The 15,665-nt window shown below is 72.5% G+C and carries 13 protein-coding genes, 1 pseudogene and 1 riboswitch; of the genes and pseudogenes, 9 read left to right on the top strand and 5 right to left on the bottom strand.

What is annotated here, in order from left to right:
• Window positions 1–91: 91 nt before the first annotated feature.
• A riboswitch (cyclic di-AMP (ydaO/yuaA leader) is annotated at window positions 92–252 on the top strand.
• A 12-nt stretch (window positions 253–264) separates the two neighbouring features.
• Together ACIHEJ_RS27420 and ACIHEJ_RS27415 are read left to right on the top strand one after the other, a co-directional pair.
• Window positions 265–1,020 carry a M23 family metallopeptidase gene (locus ACIHEJ_RS27420; protein WP_400139356.1) on the top strand — a complete coding sequence of 252 codons (756 nt, stop codon included), beginning with the start codon at window positions 265–267 and terminating at the stop codon, window positions 1,018–1,020.
• 211 nt (window positions 1,021–1,231) lie between these two features.
• Window positions 1,232–1,918, top strand: a complete 687-nt coding sequence (locus ACIHEJ_RS27415; RefSeq protein WP_400139355.1) for a GntR family transcriptional regulator — start codon at window positions 1,232–1,234, stop codon at window positions 1,916–1,918.
• Between the two features lie 184 nt (window positions 1,919–2,102).
• On the opposite strand, the gene ACIHEJ_RS27410 is transcribed toward ACIHEJ_RS27415, so the two are convergent.
• A complete protein-coding gene (locus ACIHEJ_RS27410; protein WP_014675499.1) occupies window positions 2,103–2,384 on the bottom strand; it encodes an HPr family phosphocarrier protein in 282 nt (93 codons plus the stop codon).
• A gap of 179 nt (window positions 2,385–2,563) precedes the next feature.
• Between ACIHEJ_RS27410 and ACIHEJ_RS27405 the strand changes: the two genes are divergently transcribed.
• From ACIHEJ_RS27405 to ACIHEJ_RS27385, 5 genes are read left to right on the top strand one after another with little or no spacing between them, the layout of a single operon-like run.
• Window positions 2,564–5,443, top strand: a complete 2,880-nt coding sequence (locus ACIHEJ_RS27405; RefSeq protein WP_400139354.1) for a GNAT family N-acetyltransferase — start codon at window positions 2,564–2,566, stop codon at window positions 5,441–5,443.
• 18 nt (window positions 5,444–5,461) lie between these two features.
• Window positions 5,462–5,875, top strand: coding sequence for a hypothetical protein (locus ACIHEJ_RS27400; RefSeq protein WP_400139353.1), 414 nt, complete (start codon window positions 5,462–5,464; stop codon window positions 5,873–5,875).
• A gap of 1 nt (window position 5,876) precedes the next feature.
• The gene (locus ACIHEJ_RS27395) at window positions 5,877–6,473 is read left to right on the top strand and encodes a DUF5998 family protein (protein ID WP_400139351.1); all 597 of its coding nucleotides are present in this window, start codon (window positions 5,877–5,879) and stop codon (window positions 6,471–6,473) included.
• Window positions 6,473–7,663 (top strand): alkaline phosphatase family protein, encoded by a 1,191-nt coding sequence (locus tag ACIHEJ_RS27390; protein WP_400139350.1) that lies wholly within the window; start codon window positions 6,473–6,475, stop codon window positions 7,661–7,663. Before ACIHEJ_RS27395 ends, ACIHEJ_RS27390 begins: the two co-directional genes overlap by 1 nt.
• A gap of 58 nt (window positions 7,664–7,721) precedes the next feature.
• The gene (locus ACIHEJ_RS27385) at window positions 7,722–8,372 is read left to right on the top strand and encodes a thymidine kinase (protein WP_400139349.1); all 651 of its coding nucleotides are present in this window, start codon (window positions 7,722–7,724) and stop codon (window positions 8,370–8,372) included.
• Between the two features lie 454 nt (window positions 8,373–8,826).
• On the opposite strand, the gene ACIHEJ_RS27380 is transcribed toward ACIHEJ_RS27385, so the two are convergent.
• Complete coding sequence (locus ACIHEJ_RS27380; protein WP_400139347.1) at window positions 8,827–9,615, bottom strand: VOC family protein; 789 nt, start codon at window positions 9,613–9,615, stop codon at window positions 8,827–8,829.
• 324 nt (window positions 9,616–9,939) lie between these two features.
• Here ACIHEJ_RS27380 and ACIHEJ_RS27375 point away from each other — a divergent pair, with 324 nt between their 5' ends.
• Window positions 9,940–10,788 (top strand): sulfurtransferase, encoded by an 849-nt coding sequence (locus ACIHEJ_RS27375; RefSeq protein WP_400139345.1) that lies wholly within the window; start codon window positions 9,940–9,942, stop codon window positions 10,786–10,788.
• A 55-nt stretch (window positions 10,789–10,843) separates the two neighbouring features.
• Here the strand turns inward: ACIHEJ_RS27375 and sepH are convergent, their stop codons facing one another.
• The gene (sepH, locus tag ACIHEJ_RS27370) at window positions 10,844–11,884 is read right to left on the bottom strand and encodes a septation protein SepH (protein WP_400139343.1); all 1,041 of its coding nucleotides are present in this window, start codon (window positions 11,882–11,884) and stop codon (window positions 10,844–10,846) included.
• A 480-nt stretch (window positions 11,885–12,364) separates the two neighbouring features.
• On the opposite strand from sepH, the pseudogene ACIHEJ_RS27365 reads away from it, so the two are divergent.
• Window positions 12,365–13,107: pseudogene (locus tag ACIHEJ_RS27365) on the top strand (hypothetical protein).
• Here the strand turns inward: ACIHEJ_RS27365 and ACIHEJ_RS27360 are convergent.
• The gene (locus ACIHEJ_RS27360; protein WP_400139342.1) at window positions 13,031–14,350 is read right to left on the bottom strand and encodes a D-arabinono-1,4-lactone oxidase; all 1,320 of its coding nucleotides are present in this window, start codon (window positions 14,348–14,350) and stop codon (window positions 13,031–13,033) included. The pseudogene ACIHEJ_RS27365 and the gene ACIHEJ_RS27360 sit on opposite strands and share 77 nt — an antisense overlap.
• The gene (locus ACIHEJ_RS27355) at window positions 14,310–15,548 is read right to left on the bottom strand and encodes an MFS transporter (protein ID WP_400139340.1); all 1,239 of its coding nucleotides are present in this window, start codon (window positions 15,546–15,548) and stop codon (window positions 14,310–14,312) included. Before ACIHEJ_RS27355 ends, ACIHEJ_RS27360 begins: the two co-directional genes overlap by 41 nt.
• Window positions 15,549–15,665: the final 117 nt, after the last annotated feature.

Raw genomic sequence — 15,665 nt, 5'->3', positions numbered from 1 at the left:
ACAAAACACCCGTTGCGTTTGAGGTCCGAGAGCCGCCCCGCTTAGCGTCGTCCGGGCTGTTCGTCAGGCAGTGCGCCGCACCCGCGGCACCGGACAGTCATCGCCGAGTCCCCGTACGGCGCGAGCCAGGGGAGCCGGGGACCCACCGTCCCTGGGGTGAATCGGGCGCCCGCGCGGAAGCGGGGGAGCCCGTAGGAGACCTTCCTGCTCCGAACCCGTCAGCTAACCCGGTAGGCGAGAGGGAAGGAAAGGACCAGCCACTTCATGGCGTTCATGTGCGCCACCGGGAAGCACCGCAAGCCCGGTCGGGTCAAGCGCACCACCGCTCAGGCGGCCGGTGTCGCAGCCCTCACCACCACCGGTGTCATCGGCACCCTCGCCGCCTCCCCGGCCCTCGCCGCCGAGAACTCCGCGGAGCAGACCGGCCTCACCCCGGTGCTCACCGTGAGCGACAACATCGCCGAGCACATCGACGCGCAGGCCGCCGCCCAGAAGCAGGCCGCCGAGCAGAAGGCCGCCGAGGAGGCCGCCGCCAAGGCCGCCGCCGAGAAGGCCAAGCAGGAGCGCGAGGCCCGGGTCCGTGCCGCCCGCGAGGCCGAGCGCAAGCGGCTGAACACCTTCGTCCCGCCGATAGCGCACTCCTACGTCTCCACCGGCTACGAGGCCAGCAGCTCCCTGTGGTCCTCCGGCCACCACACGGGCATCGACTTCCACGCCGCCAGCGGCACGGCCGTCCATGCGGTCGGCACCGGCACCGTCGTCTCCACGGGCTGGGGCGGCGCGTACGGCAACCAGATCGTGATCCGGATGGCCGACGGCATGTACACCCAGTACGGCCACCTGTCCTCCATCGGCGTCACGGTGGGCCAGCAGGTCACCCCCGGCCAGCAGATCGGCCTGTCCGGCGCGACCGGCAACGTCACCGGCCCGCACCTGCACTTCGAGGCGCGTACGACGCCCGACTACGGCTCCGACGTCGACCCCGTCGCCTACCTCCGCAAGCACGGTGTGAACGTCTGACCGACCGGACGGCGATCCGCCTGTACCTCTCCGAAGCCCCGGCTCACCGAGCCGGGGCTTCCGCCGTATTTTCGCCCTCTCCGTCAGGCCCGGTGTCCAAAAAATATCCATGGATTACGGCCCGCCGTCGGAAATTCCGGCTCATTGCAATAGAGTCACAGAACACGCGTCCATCGTCGACGTTTCACGGGGATTAAGGCGGAGGTCGGTCATGCGTATTCCGGCGCACTCGGTGTGCACGGCGATCCGGGACGACATCGTCGCCGGTGTCCATGAGCGCGGCAGCCGCCTCACCGAGGAAGTCCTGGCCCGTCGCTACGGCGTCTCACGCGTCCCCGTCCGCGAGGCCCTGCGCACCCTGGAGGCCGAGGGCTTCGTGGTGACCCGCCGGCACGCGGGCGCGTGCGTGGCCGAGCCGACCGAGCACGAGGCCGCCGACCTGATGGAGATGCGCCTGCTCCTGGAGCCGCTCGGTGCCGCCCGGGCCGCGCAACGGCGCACCGAGGCCCATCTGAAGGTGCTGCGCGGACTGGTCCGGCTCGGCCAGGAGCGCGCCAGGAGCGGCAACAGCGCCGATCTGCGGGCGCTGGGCGGCTGGTTCCACGAGACGCTCGCCCAGGCCTCCGGCAGCCCGTCGCTGACAGCGATGCTCACCCAACTGCGTCACAAGATCGCCTGGATGTACGCGGTGGAGGCGCCGCCGAGCCCCGTGGAGTCCTGGGCGGAGCACGGCGCGATCGTGGACGCGGTGGCGCGCGGCGACGGCGAGCGCGCGCGGGCGGTCACGGCCGTGCACACCGAGCGGGCGGCGGCCGCGCACCGGCTGCGCTTCCGCCGGGCCGCGGAGCGTGTGAGGACTTCGCAACACGCCGTAAACACGTCGGGTGGGCGGCATTAACACCGGCACCGTATACAAAGAGAAGGTATTCGGCGGCCGGATATTTCGCCGCCCTTTTCCTGCTGCCGTGAATTCGGTGACCGCAGGCTCTGTCGGCCTGCCCGTCCGTGCTTAATTCACCGACGGGCGTGAATACGCGAAAGCCGCGCCACCCGAAAAGGGTGACGCGGCTTCACGGTGTGACTCAGACGGTCTCGGGCAGTTCCTCGAGGCCCTCGGAGACCAGCTTGGCCAGACGGTCGAGGGCGGCGTCCGCACCCTCGGCGTCGGAGGCGAGGACGATCTCCTCGCCCCCCTGGGCACCCAGGCCCAGGACAGCCAGCATGGACGCCGCGTTGACGGGGTTGCCCCCGGCCTTGGCGATCGTCACCGGGACGCCTGCGGCCGTGGCGGCTCGGACGAAGATGGAGGCGGGACGGGCGTGGAGGCCCTCGGCCCAGCCGACGTTGACGCGGCGCTCAGCCATGTGTTGCTGCCCTTCAGTCTTCAGGGTTGTCTAGACCAGTTTCCCACAACGTGAAGCGTGCCCGATGCGGACCTTCGTCGCGCACCGTCGTGTCGTCGGGGCCGCGGCCTCGGCTCCGACTTCCGTCCTCCACAGACTGCCTCGCGCCGTTGTCGTACGCGAGCCGTACTCTGGGGCCCATGCAGACCTCGGCGGACCGGCAGGACCGGCACCAGTACCCCGCCCACTGGGAGGCGGACGTGGTGCTGCGCGACGGGGGCACCGCACGCATCAGGCCCATCACCATTGATGACGCCGACCGCCTGGTCAGCTTCTACGAGCAGGTCTCGGACGAGTCGAAGTACTACCGCTTCTTCGCGCCGTACCCACGACTCTCCGCCAAGGACGTCCACCGCTTCACGCACCACGACTTTGTGGACCGGGTGGGACTCGCGGCCACCATCGGCGGCGAGTTCATCGCCACCGTACGCTACGACCGCATCGGCACCGACGGCATGCCCGCCTCGTCTCCCGCGGACGAGGCCGAGGTCGCCTTCCTGGTGCAGGACGCCCATCAGGGCCGCGGGGTCGCCTCCGCCCTGCTGGAGCACATCGCGGCCGTCGCGCGCGAGCGTGGCATCCGTCGCTTCGCCGCCGAGGTGCTGCCCGCCAACACCAAGATGATCAAGGTGTTCACGGACGCCGGCTACACCCAGAAACGCAGCTTCGAGGACGGAGTCGTCCGCCTGGAGTTCGACCTCGAGCCCACCGACCGCTCCGTCGCCGTCCAGCGCGCGCGGGAGCAGCGCGCCGAGGGCCGCTCGGTACGGCGGCTCCTCGCCCCCGGCTCGGTGGCGGTCGTCGGCGTCGGCCGCGCCCCCGGCGGGGTCGGCCGCAGCGTCCTCGACAACATCCGCGCCGCCGGCTACGCGGGCCGGCTGCACGCGGTGAACAAGGCCTTCCCCGAGGACCTGAAGGACGTCGACGGGGTGCCCGCCCACCGCTCGGTGCGGCACATCGACGGTCCCGTGGACCTCGCCGTCGTCGCCGTACCGGCCGATCACGTGCCCGCGGTGGTCGCCGAGTGCGGTGAACACGGCGTCCAGGGGCTCGTCGTCCTCGCCGCCGGATACGCCGAGAGCGGGCCCGAGGGGCGGGAGCGGCAGCGGGCCCTCGTCCGGCACGCGCGCACGTACGGGATGCGGATCATCGGCCCGAACGCCTTCGGGATCATCAACACCGCCCCCGACGTCCGGCTGAACGCGTCCCTGGCCCCGGAGATGCCCCGGCCCGGCCGCATCGGGATCTTCGCCCAGTCCGGCGCCATCGGCATCGCCCTGCTGTCCCGGCTGCACCGGCGCGGGGGAGGGGTCACCGGGGTCACCGGCGTGTCCACCTTCGTGTCCGCGGGCAACCGCGCCGACGTCTCCGGCAACGACGTCCTGCAGTACTGGTACGACGACCCCGAGACCGACGTCGCCCTCATGTACCTGGAGTCCATCGGCAACCCCCGCAAGTTCACCCGGCTCGCCCGGCGGACGGCGGCGGCCAAGCCGCTGGTCGTGGTGCAGGGGACCGGGACGACACCGCAGGGGCACGCGGTACGGGCGACGCGGCTGCCGCACGCGACCGTGTCCGCGCTGCTGCGGCAGGCCGGGGTGATCCGGGTCGACACGATCACCGAACTCGTCGACGCGGGGCTGCTGCTCGCCCGCCAGCCGCTGCCGGCCGGGCCGCGCGTGGCGATCCTGGGCAACTCCGAGTCGCTGGGGGTGCTTACGTACGACCGCTGTCTCGCGGAGGGGCTGCGGCCGGTGCATCCGGTGGACCTGACGACCGGGGCGACGGCGGAGGACTTCCACCGGGCCTTGGGGCAGGCCTTGGCCGACGATACGAACGACGCCGTCGTCGTCACGGCGATCCCCGCGATCGGGGAGGCGTCACCGGGCGACGCGGAGCTGGCGGAGGCGCTGCGGTCGGCGGCGGCCGCGGTTCCGGGCAAGCCGGTGCTGGTGGTGCACGTGGAGCTCGGGGGACTGGCGCAGGCGCTGTCGGCCGCGGCGAGTACGGCACCCGCGGCCGTCGAGAGGGCGCCCGGCACCGAGGGCGGTGCCCCGTCCCTCCGCGCCACGGGACGGGTGGGCGGCAGTGGCCCGGCCGCGAGGACTGAGCCTCCCGAGGAGGCCGACGGCGTACGCGTGTCCCCTCCGGAAGGCAGCCGTCTCATCCCCGCCTACCCCGCCGCCGAGCGTGCCGTTCGGGCGCTCGCCGAAGCCGTCAAGTACGGGCAGTGGCGGCGGGAGGCGGTCGATCCCGGGAAGGTGCCCGAGTACGAGGACATCGACGAGAAGGGCGCCGCGCGGCTGATCGCCGAGCTGCTCGCCCGCGGGGAAGGGCTCACGATCTCCGATGCGGAGACCTGCCGGCTGCTCGGCAAGTACGGCATCCACGTCCGCCGCGCGCTGCCCGCACCCACCCCGGACGCCGCTGCGGAGGCCGCCCGCGCCCTCGGCTACCCGGTCGCCCTGAAGGCCACCGCCCCGCACCTCAGGCACCGCGCCGACCTCGGCGGGGTGCGCCTGGACGTGGCGGACGAGGAACAACTGCGGCGCACGTACGCCGAGTTGACGGAGCTGTTCGGCGCGCCGGAGGAGCTGCGGCCGGTGGTGCAGGGCATGGCACCGCGCGGGGTCGACACGGTCGTACGCGCCGTGATCGATCCGGCGGCCGGCGCCGTGCTGTCCTTCGGGCTGGCCGGGGCCGCCTCGCAGTTGCTCGGGGACATGGCGCACCGGCTGATACCGGTCACCGACCGGGAGGCGACCTCGCTGGTGCGGTCGATCCGCACGGCGCCGCTGCTGTTCGGCTGGCGTGGCTCCACGCCCGTGGACACGCCGGCGCTGGAGGAGCTGCTGCTGCGTGTGTCCCGGCTGGTCGACGACCACCCGGAGGTCGTCGCGGTCACCCTGGAGCCGGTCGTCGTCGCCCCGCACGGCGCGAGCGTCCTCGGTGCCACGGTACGGCTCGCGCCCCCGCCGGCCCGGGACGACCTGGGCCCGCGCACGATGCCGGCCTATTGAGCGGGGGAGGGGGAGGGCATGGAGATCGCCGGGCGCCGGCTGCCGGAGGGCAACCGGTGGGACCGGGAAGTGATCGTCCGGGACGCCGGGCCGCCGCGGCCGGCCGCGGGGTACGACCTCACGGGGCATCACGGCCCGGAGGCCGTTTTCGCCGACGCGGGCCTCGTCTCGTGCCCCGCCGCCTTCCAGGAACCCCTCTTCCGGGAGCTCACCGGCGAGGAGACGGGCCGGCTGCGGCGCACCCTGGGTGAGACACCACCCGTCGTGGTCGCGTTCGAAGCGAACGGCGGCGTCACGGAGCCCGTCTCCTGCCTGATCGCCGCGGAGGATCCGGAGAGCCGGCATGGGTTCGTCCCCAGGTCCCCGCGCGCGCGTGCACAGGCCGTCCCCGGTCCCCGTGACTGGCCCGGACCGCCCTTGCCCACGGATTAGGATGGACGCCATGGCCAAGACCAGTACGACGACCCAGGGGCTGCGCGCGGCGATCGAGCGCAGCGGCTACTACCCGGCCCTCGTGGCCGAGGCGGTGGAGGCCGCTGTGGGCGGCGAGCCCATCCGGTCGTACCTGGTCCACCAGGAGACGACGTTCGACCAGAACGAGGTCCGCCGGCACGTGACGGTGCTGGTCCTCACCGGCAACCGCTTCATCGTCAGCCACACCGACGAGCAGGCCGCCGACAGCACCTCTCCGACGCCGTACGCCACCACCTCCACCGAGTCCGTGAAGATCGGTCGCATCTCCTCGGTCGTGGTGAGCCGCGTGGTCGCGAACCCGGAGCAGTACACGCCGGGCACGCTGCCCCGCGAGGTCGTGCTGACCATCGGCTGGGGGGCGGTCAGCCGCATCGACCTGGAGCCCGCCGCCTGCGGCGACCCCAACTGCGACGCCGACCACGGCTACACGGGCAACTCCACGGCGGACGACCTCAGCCTGCGTGTCAGCGAGGCGGGGGACGGCCCGGAGACGGTGCGCCAGGCGCTCGCCTTCGCGCAGGCCATCTCCGAGGCGACCGCGGACCTGACGCGGTGATGTCCCAGCTCTCCGCCTGGGACCACCCGGAACCGCTCGCCCTCGACACCGCGCCGCTGCCCGAGTACGGCACCGGCTCCCTCGCCGACCTGCTGCCCACGCTGGCCGCAGGGATGGGCGTCCCCGGTCTGACCGCCACGATCACGGAACTGACAGCGGCCGACCGGGTCTGTGTCTTCCTGATCGACGGGCTCGGCTGGGAGCAGCTGCGCGCCCATCCCGACGAGGCCCCCTTCCTGACCTCGCTGCTCGGCACGTCGCGCGGCGGCACCGGCCGCCCGCTGACCGCCGGCTATCCGGCGACCACCGCGACCTCCCTCGCCTCCGTCGGCACCGGCCTGCCGCCCGGCGCGCACGGCCTGCCCGGGTACGCCGTGCGGAATCCGGCCACCGGCGAACTGATGAACCAGCTCCGCTGGCAGCCGTACACCGAGCCGCGCCCCTGGCAGCCGTACCCGACCGTCTTCCAGCTGGCCCAGGACGCCGGGGTGTACGCGGCCCAGGTGTCCTCGCCCACCTTCCAGCACACCCCGCTCACCAAGATCGCGCTCAGTGGCGGCACCTTCCACGGCCGGCTCACCGGCGAGGAGCGCATGGACCTCGCGGCCGAGCAACTGGCCGCCGGGGACCGCTCGCTGGTGTACACGTACTACGCCGAGCTGGACGGCGCCGGACACCGGTACGGCGTCGCCTCCGACACGTGGCGCGGCCAGCTGATGAACGTCGACCGGCTCGCCCAGCGCCTCGCCGAGCAGCTGCCGCCGCGCAGCGCCCTCTACATCACCGCCGACCACGGCATGGTCGACGTCCCCTTCGACGAGCAGCACCGCATCGACTTCGACGAGGACTGGGAGCTGCGCGCCGGGGTCGCCCTGCTGGGCGGTGAGGGCCGGGCACGGCACGTGTACGCGGTCCCGGGCGCCGAGAACGACGTCCTGACCTGCTGGCGCGAGGTGCTCGGCGAACAGTTCTGGGTGGCCTCGCGGGACGAGGCGATCGCGGCCGGCTGGTTCGGGCCGCACATCGACGAGCGGGTGTACCCGCGGCTCGGGGACGTCATCGCGGCCGCGTACGACGACGTCCTGATCATCGCGTCGGAGCGGGAGCCCAAGGAGTCGGGGCTGGTCGGCAACCACGGCTCGATGACCCCCGCCGAGCAGCTGGTCCCGCTGCTCGAAGTACGCTCCTGAAGCCCGCCCGTCCCGCTCCCGTCCCCTCCGCCCTGTGCCGAAAGGTGTTCAACTCCTCATGTCCGAGCTGGTGTTCTTCTCCGGAACGATGGACTGCGGGAAGTCCACGCTGGCTCTGCAGATAGAGCACAACCGCTCGGCGCGGGGCCTCGTCGGGATGATCTTCACCCGGAACGACCGCGCGGGCGAGGGCAAGCTCTCCTCCCGGCTGGGCCTGGTCACCGACGCGGTGGAGGTGGCGGACGACCAGGACCTGTACACCTACCTGGTGGACCACCTGTCGCAGGGACGGCGCGCGGACTACGTGATCGCGGACGAGGCGCAGTTCCTCGGGCCCGAGCAGATCGACCAGCTCGCGCGCGTGGTCGACGATCTCGGCCTGGACGTCTACGCCTTCGGTATCACCACCGACTTCCGCTCCAAGCTCTTTCCTGGCTCGCAGCGCCTGGTGGAGCTCGCCGACCGCATCGAGGTGCTGCAGGTCGAGGCGCTGTGCTGGTGCGGCGCCCGGGCCACGCACAACGCCCGCACGATCGGCGGCGAGATGGTGGTCGAGGGCGCCCAGGTGGTCGTGGGGGACGTCAACCACTCCGCGGGAGAGGTCGGCTACGAGGTGCTCTGCCGCCGCCACCACCGCCGCCGGATGACCGCAGCGTCGGCCCACGCGGCGGCCCTCTCCCCGGACGTCCTGCCGGTGTCCCCGGCCTGAGCACACCTTGCCGGTGGGGGCGACCCGGGCGTGTCCCGTCGGCTCTCCGACGCGAGTGCCTCGCGGCGGTGTCCGGCCCGAGTGCGCCCTGCCCACGTGCGCCTTAAAGGTGCCCTCGGCGGAAGGCGTACTGGTGTCTGGGTTGAGCTGTCCCCGGCCCGAGTACGCCCTGCCGGGTCCCGGCCGAGTGCGTTCCACCGGTGTCCTGGCCGAGGTCGCTCCACCGGCTTCCCGAGCCGAGCACGGCCCGCCGGTGATCGCCCGGCCGTGTCCCGTCGGTGTTCCGGTCCTTCCGCGCCCTACCGGTGATCGCCCGATCCGGCCGGGTCCCGCCGGCGCCTACCAGTGCTCCTGCCCGGCCGCGTCCACCGGTGACGGGCCGGCCGCGTCGCGCCCGTGATCGTCCCGCCCGTGATCGTCCCGGCCGCGTCTCGCCGGTAATCCGCCCGGCCGCTCAGTGCGGGTTCTCGATCACCGAGAACATCGCGCCCTCCGGGTCCGCGACCGTGGCGATGCGGCCGTGTGGACTGTCGTGGGTCTGCCTGAGGATTCGTCCGCCGAGGTCCGCGACCTGCCGCAGCGCCGCCTCGACGGAGCCGACCTCGAAGTACGTCTGCCAGTGCGGTCCCCGGTCGCGCAGCGCGTGCCCCACGCCGTGCAGGCCGGCCACCGGTCTGCCCTCCAGGTGCAGGGTGACGTAGTCGAAGTCGGCGGACACCACCGGCTCCTTCTCGTAGCCGAACACGGTCTCGTAGAACTTGGCGACGCTCTCGGTCTCGAACGTGATCAGCTCGTTCCAGGCGGGCGTCCCGGGCACCCCGGTGAGCGTCGTGCCGAGGTGCGCGGCGACCTGCCAGATGCCGAAGACCGCACCGGAAGGGTCGGCGGCGATGGCCATCCGCCCGGCCTCGGCGGCGTCCAGAGGGCCGACCGCGACCGTACCGCCGCACTCCCGCACGGTGTCGGCCGTGTGGTCCACGTCGTCCGCGGCGAGGTACGGGGTCCAGGCGATGGGCAGCCGGTGGTCCGGCGACAGCTGGCCCATGCCCGCCACCTCGTGCCCGTCGAGCAGCGCCCGCACATACGGGCCGAGCTGCTGCGGGCCCGGCCGGAACTCCCAGCCGAACAGCTCACCGTAGAACTCCTCGGTGGCGGCCAGCCCGTGCGCCATCAGGCTCACCCAGCAGGGCGTGCCGGGCACGCGCCGCGCGTGCGGACCGGCCGACTCCCGTGCCTCGGTCATCGATCACTCTCTCCCCGGCCGCCCCTCACGGTGGCCGTGTCGCTTCCGCTCCCCGGAAGGGGTGTCCACGCCGCCGGCGTGTACGCCCGTGCCGGTGCCCGCATCCTCCGCGGTGCCGCGTGCCAGGTCGCGCCGCGGCCCGGCACCGTATCCGGAAGGATGCCCGATCTGACGCCTTTCGCCGCTTCCTGGCGATGTCCGACGGGTGCCTGTCGGTTGTACAGCATGCACTCGATCCCTTACGACGCGTGATCGAGCCTGTCCGGCCGAGCAGAGTAGCCGGACCTGGACGCCGCGGCCACCCCTGGCGTAAGGATGGACGCCATGACAGCCATCATCACCGCAACCGAACTCGCACATGACCTGGCCGGGGAGCGTCCGCCGACGCTGCTGGACGTGCGCTGGCAGCTGAGCCTGGCCAAGGCGGCGGGCGCGCCGGCCTTCGACGGACGGGCCGAGTACGCGGCCGGTCACCTCCCGGGCGCGGTCTTCGTCGACCTGGACCGGGAACTGGCCTCCGCGCCCGGGGAGCACGGCCGGCACCCGCTGCCGGACCTCGCGGAGTTCGGTGCCGCGATGCGCCGTGCGGGCGTGTCGGCCGGCCGGCCGGTCGTCGTGTACGACGGGGGACAGGGCTGGGCGGCCGCGCGCGCGTGGTGGCTGCTGCGCTGGACGGGTCACCCGGACGTGCGGGTTCTCGACGGCGGGTTGCCGTCCTGGGGGGGCGAGTTGTCCACCGACGTGCCCGCCCCGGCCGAGGGCGACTTCGCGCCGGCTCCGGGCGCGGGTCTGCTGGACGCGGACGCGGCGGCGGCGCTGGCCCGTACAGGTGTGCTGCTGGACGCGCGCGCGGGCGAACGCTACCGGGGCGAGGTCGAGCCGATCGACCGGGTCGGCGGGCACATCCCGGGCGCGGTGTCCGCGCCGACGACGGAGAACGTGGGCCCCGACGGCCGTTTCCTGCCCGCGGCGGAGCTGAGGGACCGCTTCAAGGCGCTCGGCGTCTCCGGGGACGCCGAGGTGGGTGTCTACTGCGGTTCGGGCGTGTCCGGCGCCCATGAGGTGCTCGCGCTGGCCGTGGCGGGCGTCCCGGCGGCGCTGTACGTCGGTTCCTGGTCCGAGTGGTCCTCGGACCCGTCCCGCCCGGTGGCGGTGGGCGCGGACCCGCAGTGACGGCAGCGGAGGGCAGGGGCACGCGCGCGTGCCCCTGCCCTCCGCCGTGGCCGTGCTATTCCTGCTTCTTGCGGCGCGTGCCGAACACGATCTCGTCCCAGCTCGGGACGGCGGCGCGGCGGCCCGGGCGGACACCGTCGGCCTCGGCCTGGCGGTCGGTGGCACCGATGAGCCGGTCTCGATGGCTGCCGACGGAGCGCGGCATGAGGACGTCCGCGTAGGCCGAGCCGGCCGATGCGGCGGGCGCCGGAGGCTCTTCCGCGGCCGGTTCCTCGGTGGGCTCCTCCAGGGTCTCCGACGGGCGTTCCGGGACCACGAGGTCGCCCCGGAAGCTAGGGACGGCCTCCAGCAGGCTGGTCAGCGAGTCCCGTTCGCCGGTGCTCTCCTCGGCGGGCTCGGAGGCCTGCGCGGGCAGGCTCGGCCGCTCGCGGTCGCTCCGATCCAGGGCGCGGTCCATCGAACGCTCGCGCGGCAGCCGGGCGATGCGGGGGACGAACGGGAAGCTCGGCTCCGGCACGGCGAGGTCGTCGGACTCGCCGATCAGCGAGCGCGCCTCGTCGTCCACGGCCTGGACGAGCCGCCGGGGCGGGTCGTACGTCCAGCTCGCCGAGTGCGGTTCGCCCGCGACCCGGTAGACGAGCAGCACCTCCCAAGTGCCGTCGTCCCGGCGCCAGGAGTCCCACTGCACGGTGTCCTTCTCGGCACCGCGCAGCAGCAGCCGCTCCTGCACGGCCTCGCCGAGCAACGGCCCGGAGTTCTCGCCGGGGCGGCGGACCGGGGTCTTGCGGGCCCGCTCGGCCATGAAGGCGCGCTCGGCCAGCACGGGACCCTCGAAGCGCCGTACCCGGTCGACGGGGATGCCGGCGAGCTGTGCGACCTCTTCCGCGGTGGCACCCGCGCGTATACGCGCCTGGATGTCGCGGGGGCGCAGATGGCTCTCGACCTCGATCTCGATCTGTCCGAGCCGTGGCCGGTCGCCGCGCACGGCGGCGCGCAGCCGTTCGTCGATCGGAAGGGTGTACTCCGTTGCGTCGGCAGCCTTGAGCACCAGCCGTGTGCCGTCATTCGAGACGGCCACGACACGCAGTTCGGGCATGGGGACCTCCCGGGTGGTGCCTGCCGACGTCACGTGCGTCGCTGCTTCCGCTAGTCGAGTGTGGCCTGCCCGGGTGCAGCCTGCCACAACCTTGCCGAGTTGCCCGGCGTGTCGGGCGCGGGCCCTGGACCGCCGTTATGGCACGGTTACCTGTTCGCAACGCTAAGTGACCAACTCTGTCACCCTGTGCAACTAGCCCCCTCCCGGCGGTCCTGCAAGGCCGCGGGCACCCTGGTGGGAGACCGGACCCAGGGCTCGCAACAGTACTCCATTCGGACCACGTGCGTGGATTGGCGCGCCGCCCAACTTCTGGCAAGGGATGCGACTTGGCCGTCGGCAACCGGTTTTACCGATCATGAACGTGGCGAACTTCACGCAATCCCCAGAAACGGAACTAATGGTTTCGCCTGTACGTCCCTCTCTCGTGCAGTAGGTCGATCCATGTCGGTCGAGCACGGGAAAGGCAGGCAAGTTCCGGGTATGCGTAACACGCCCGATGCGGGTCGGAAGCGGATCGACCTGAACGTCCCCCAGGTCGCGGGCAGCGCGCTGGCAGCCGTGGTCGCGGCCAAACTGGCCTCGTACTTCGGGGTGTACGGCACGATCCTCGGCGCGGGAGTGGTCAGCGTGGTCGCCACCTGCGGGGGCACGCTGTTCCAGCACTTCTTCAAGCGGACCGGCGAACAGTTGCGGGAGCGGACCGCGGTGACCGCACGGCCGCAGGGGCAGGTGCAACCGCCCCGGGTGAGTTCGGCGAGGGCACCGTCTACCGCGCGCGGGTCAGGAGTCGCAGAGGGCCGCTGGTCGCCGCCGCCCTGGTGTTCGGGGTGACCATGGCCGGCATCACCACGTACGAACTGGTGTCGGGCAACAGCTTCAGCGGCGGCCGGGGGACGACGGTCAGCGACGCCGTCACCGGCCGGAGCCCGTCCTCCTCGACGCCGGACCACGCGACACCCCCGTCGCCCTCCGTACCCTCAGCGCCCTCCGCGCCTTCCTCGGATTCGCGCTTGAGCGGCCGGTCCGGATCCGGTGACACCGGTACGGCGCACTCGGCGACGCCCGCGCCGAGCGGCTCCCCGGACGCGGAGCCGAGCGGTGCCCCGGCCACCCCGGCTCCCGCGCCCAGCGGCTCCGCCCCGACGGCTACGCCCCCAGAACCCTCCGCAAGTAGTCGTTCTGGAACAGCCGTTCCGGGTCGAGACGGTCCCGCAGCGCCGTGAACTCGCCGAAGCGCGGGTAGACCCGCGCGAAGTACTCGGCGTCCCGGGTGTGCACCTTGCCCCAGTGCGGCCGTCCCTCGTGCGCGGTGAAGATGCGCTCGGCGGCGGTGAAGTAGGCCTGGTAGGGCGTCCCTTGGAACATGTGCACGGCGACGTAGGCGCTGTCCCGGCCGGAGGCGGTGGACAGGGTGATGTCGTCGGCCGGGGCGGTGCGCACCTCGACGGGGAAGCTGACGCGCAGGCCCGAGCGGTCGACCATGGCCTTCAGCTCACGCAGCGTCTGCGTCAGGGCCGCGCGCGGGACGGCGTACTCCATCTCCACGAAGCGCACCCGGCGCGGCGAGGTGAAGACCTTGTAGGGGATGTCCGTGTACGTCCGCGCGGACAGGGCCTTGCTGGATATCCGCGCGATGGCGGGGACGGTGGCCGGGGCGGCGCGGCCGATCCACTGGGCCACCTGGAAGACGCCGTTGGAGAGGAACTCGTCCTCGATCCAGCCGGCCAGCTGCCCCACGGGCTGCTCGGGGCCGGCGCTGCGATTGTTGCGCTTGGTGTTGGTGTTGCCGGTGTGCGGGAACCAGTAGAACTCGAAGTGCTCGTTCTCCGCCCAGAGTTGATCGAATTCGGCGATCACCCGGTCGAGGGGCATCGGCTCCTCGCGCGCGGTGAGCAGGAAGAGGGGCTCCACGGCGAAGGTGATCGCGGTGACGATGCCGAGTGCGCCGAGGCCTGTTCGGGCCGCGGCGAAGACCTCCGGGTTCTCCTTCTCGGAGCAGGTGAGCACCGAGCCGTCCGCCGTGACGAGTTCGAGCCCCTTGATCTGGGCGGCGATGGAGGCGGACTCGCGGCCCGTGCCGTGCGTACCGGTGCTGGTGGCCCCGGAGACGGTCTGCTCCATGATGTCGCCCATGTTGGTGAGCGACAGGCCCTCGCGCGCGAGAGCCGTGTTGAGTCGCTTGAGCGGGGTGCCCGCCTCCACCGTGACCGTCATGGCGGCCCGGTCGATGGTGCGGATGCCGGTCAACAGTTGAGGGCGGATCAACACACCGTCGGTGGCGGCGATCGACGTGAAGGAGTGGCCGGTCCCGACCGCCTTCACCTTCAGGCCGTCCTCGCGTGCCCGGCGCACCGCCGCCGCCAGCTCCTCCACCGAGGCAGGCGCCACCTGCCGGGCGGGCCGTGCGGCGACGTTCCCGCCCCAGTTACGCCAGGTGCCGTTCTTCCCGCTCGCTGTGCTGCTCAACGGTGCCTCCCCGACCCGCGGCCGGCCTGCTGAGCCGGCGGTACCCGAGGAAACCGACCACGACCGCGACGGCTCCGGACACCGCCGGAACCCCGTACCCGGCGCGCGCCCCGGCTGCGTCGATCACCCAGCCGGCGACGGAGGAGCCGAGCGCGACACCAACCGCGAGGCCGGTGCTCACCCAGGTCATGCCCTCGGTGAGCTGCGCGCGAGGTACGTGCTCTTCGATGAGGGACATCGTCGTGATCATCGTCGGTGCGATGGACAGCCCCGCAACGAACAGCGCCACGGCCAGAAGCGGCAGGTTTCCGACCAGTAGGAGGGGGATCATACTCACGGCCGTCGTCGCCACGCCCAGCAGCCAGCGACGTTCCGGGCGGCCGGCGAAGCGCAGCAGCCCGAAGACCACGCCGGCCACGCAGGAGCCGGCCGCGTACAGCGCGAGGACCACGCTCGCGGCGCCCTTGTGGCCGCGCTCGTCGGCGAAGGCGACGGTGACGACGTCCACCGCCCCGAAGATCGTGCCGGTCGCCACGAAGGTCGCCACCAGCACCTGCAGCCCGGCCGCGCGCAGGGCGCTGCCGCCGCCGTGCTTCTCGCGGGGGTGCGGCTCCGGCTCGGTGGCGCGCTGCGAGGTGAGCCAGAGGACGCCGGCCGCCAGGAAGCAGGCCGCCAGCAGTGGTCCGGCCTCCGGGAACCAGGCCGTCGACAGCCCGATGGAGATGATCGGGCCGAAAATGAAGCACACCTCGTCGACGACCGACTCGAACGAGTACGCGGTGTGCAGCTTCGGGGTGCCCCGGTACAGCGCCGCCCAGCGGGCCCGGATCATCGCGCCGAGGCTGGGCACCGAGCCGATCCCGGCCGCGCACACGAACAGCGCCCAGTCCGGCCACTCGAAGTGCGCCGCGAGCAGCAGACCGGCCGCCGCCGTGAGGGCCACCAGGGTCGCGGGTCGCAGCACCCGGCGCTGCCCGTGCCGGTCGACCAGCCGGGATATCTGCGGCCCGATCGCCGCGGCGGACAGCGCCATGGTGGCCGAGAGCGCGCCCGCGAGCCCGTACCGCCCGGTGAGCTGGGAGATCATCGTGACCACGCCGATGCCCATCATCGACAGCGGCATCCGGCCGAGCAGCCCCGCGGCGGAGAAGGCCTTGGTGCCGGGCATCTCGAACAGGGCTCTGTAAGGGCTGGGCACGTGGTCTCCGGAACGGCTCGGTAAGGCGCGAATGCAGCTGGTACAGATTACGAGTTAGGTGACCCTAAACGCACCTCGCGCGACGGCTGGAAAAACCGCCCTAAACCAACTGGAACC

The organism is Streptomyces sp. NPDC052301, assembly GCF_044593395.1.
In the GTDB taxonomy this organism is placed as follows: domain Bacteria; phylum Actinomycetota; class Actinomycetes; order Streptomycetales; family Streptomycetaceae; genus Streptomyces.
The sequence above is the reverse complement of the archived record's forward strand: the minus strand, read 5'-3'. Positions and strand labels throughout refer to the sequence as shown.

Coding starts and splice junctions, on each gene's coding strand:
- ACIHEJ_RS27395 (WP_400139351.1), top strand. CDS start 5,877: ATGGACGCCATGGCCAAGACCAGTACGACGACCCAGGGGCTGCGCGCG.
- ACIHEJ_RS27410 (WP_014675499.1), bottom strand. CDS start 2,384: ATGGCTGAGCGCCGCGTCAACGTCGGCTGGGCCGAGGGCCTCCACGCC.
- ACIHEJ_RS27390 (WP_400139350.1), top strand. CDS start 6,473: ATGTCCCAGCTCTCCGCCTGGGACCACCCGGAACCGCTCGCCCTCGAC.
- ACIHEJ_RS27420 (WP_400139356.1), top strand. CDS start 265: ATGGCGTTCATGTGCGCCACCGGGAAGCACCGCAAGCCCGGTCGGGTC.
- ACIHEJ_RS27385 (WP_400139349.1), top strand. CDS start 7,722: ATGTCCGAGCTGGTGTTCTTCTCCGGAACGATGGACTGCGGGAAGTCC.
- ACIHEJ_RS27375 (WP_400139345.1), top strand. CDS start 9,940: ATGACAGCCATCATCACCGCAACCGAACTCGCACATGACCTGGCCGGG.
- ACIHEJ_RS27400 (WP_400139353.1), top strand. CDS start 5,462: ATGGAGATCGCCGGGCGCCGGCTGCCGGAGGGCAACCGGTGGGACCGG.
- ACIHEJ_RS27380 (WP_400139347.1), bottom strand. CDS start 9,615: ATGACCGAGGCACGGGAGTCGGCCGGTCCGCACGCGCGGCGCGTGCCC.
- ACIHEJ_RS27415 (WP_400139355.1), top strand. CDS start 1,232: ATGCGTATTCCGGCGCACTCGGTGTGCACGGCGATCCGGGACGACATC.
- sepH (WP_400139343.1), bottom strand. CDS start 11,884: ATGCCCGAACTGCGTGTCGTGGCCGTCTCGAATGACGGCACACGGCTG.
- ACIHEJ_RS27405 (WP_400139354.1), top strand. CDS start 2,564: ATGCAGACCTCGGCGGACCGGCAGGACCGGCACCAGTACCCCGCCCAC.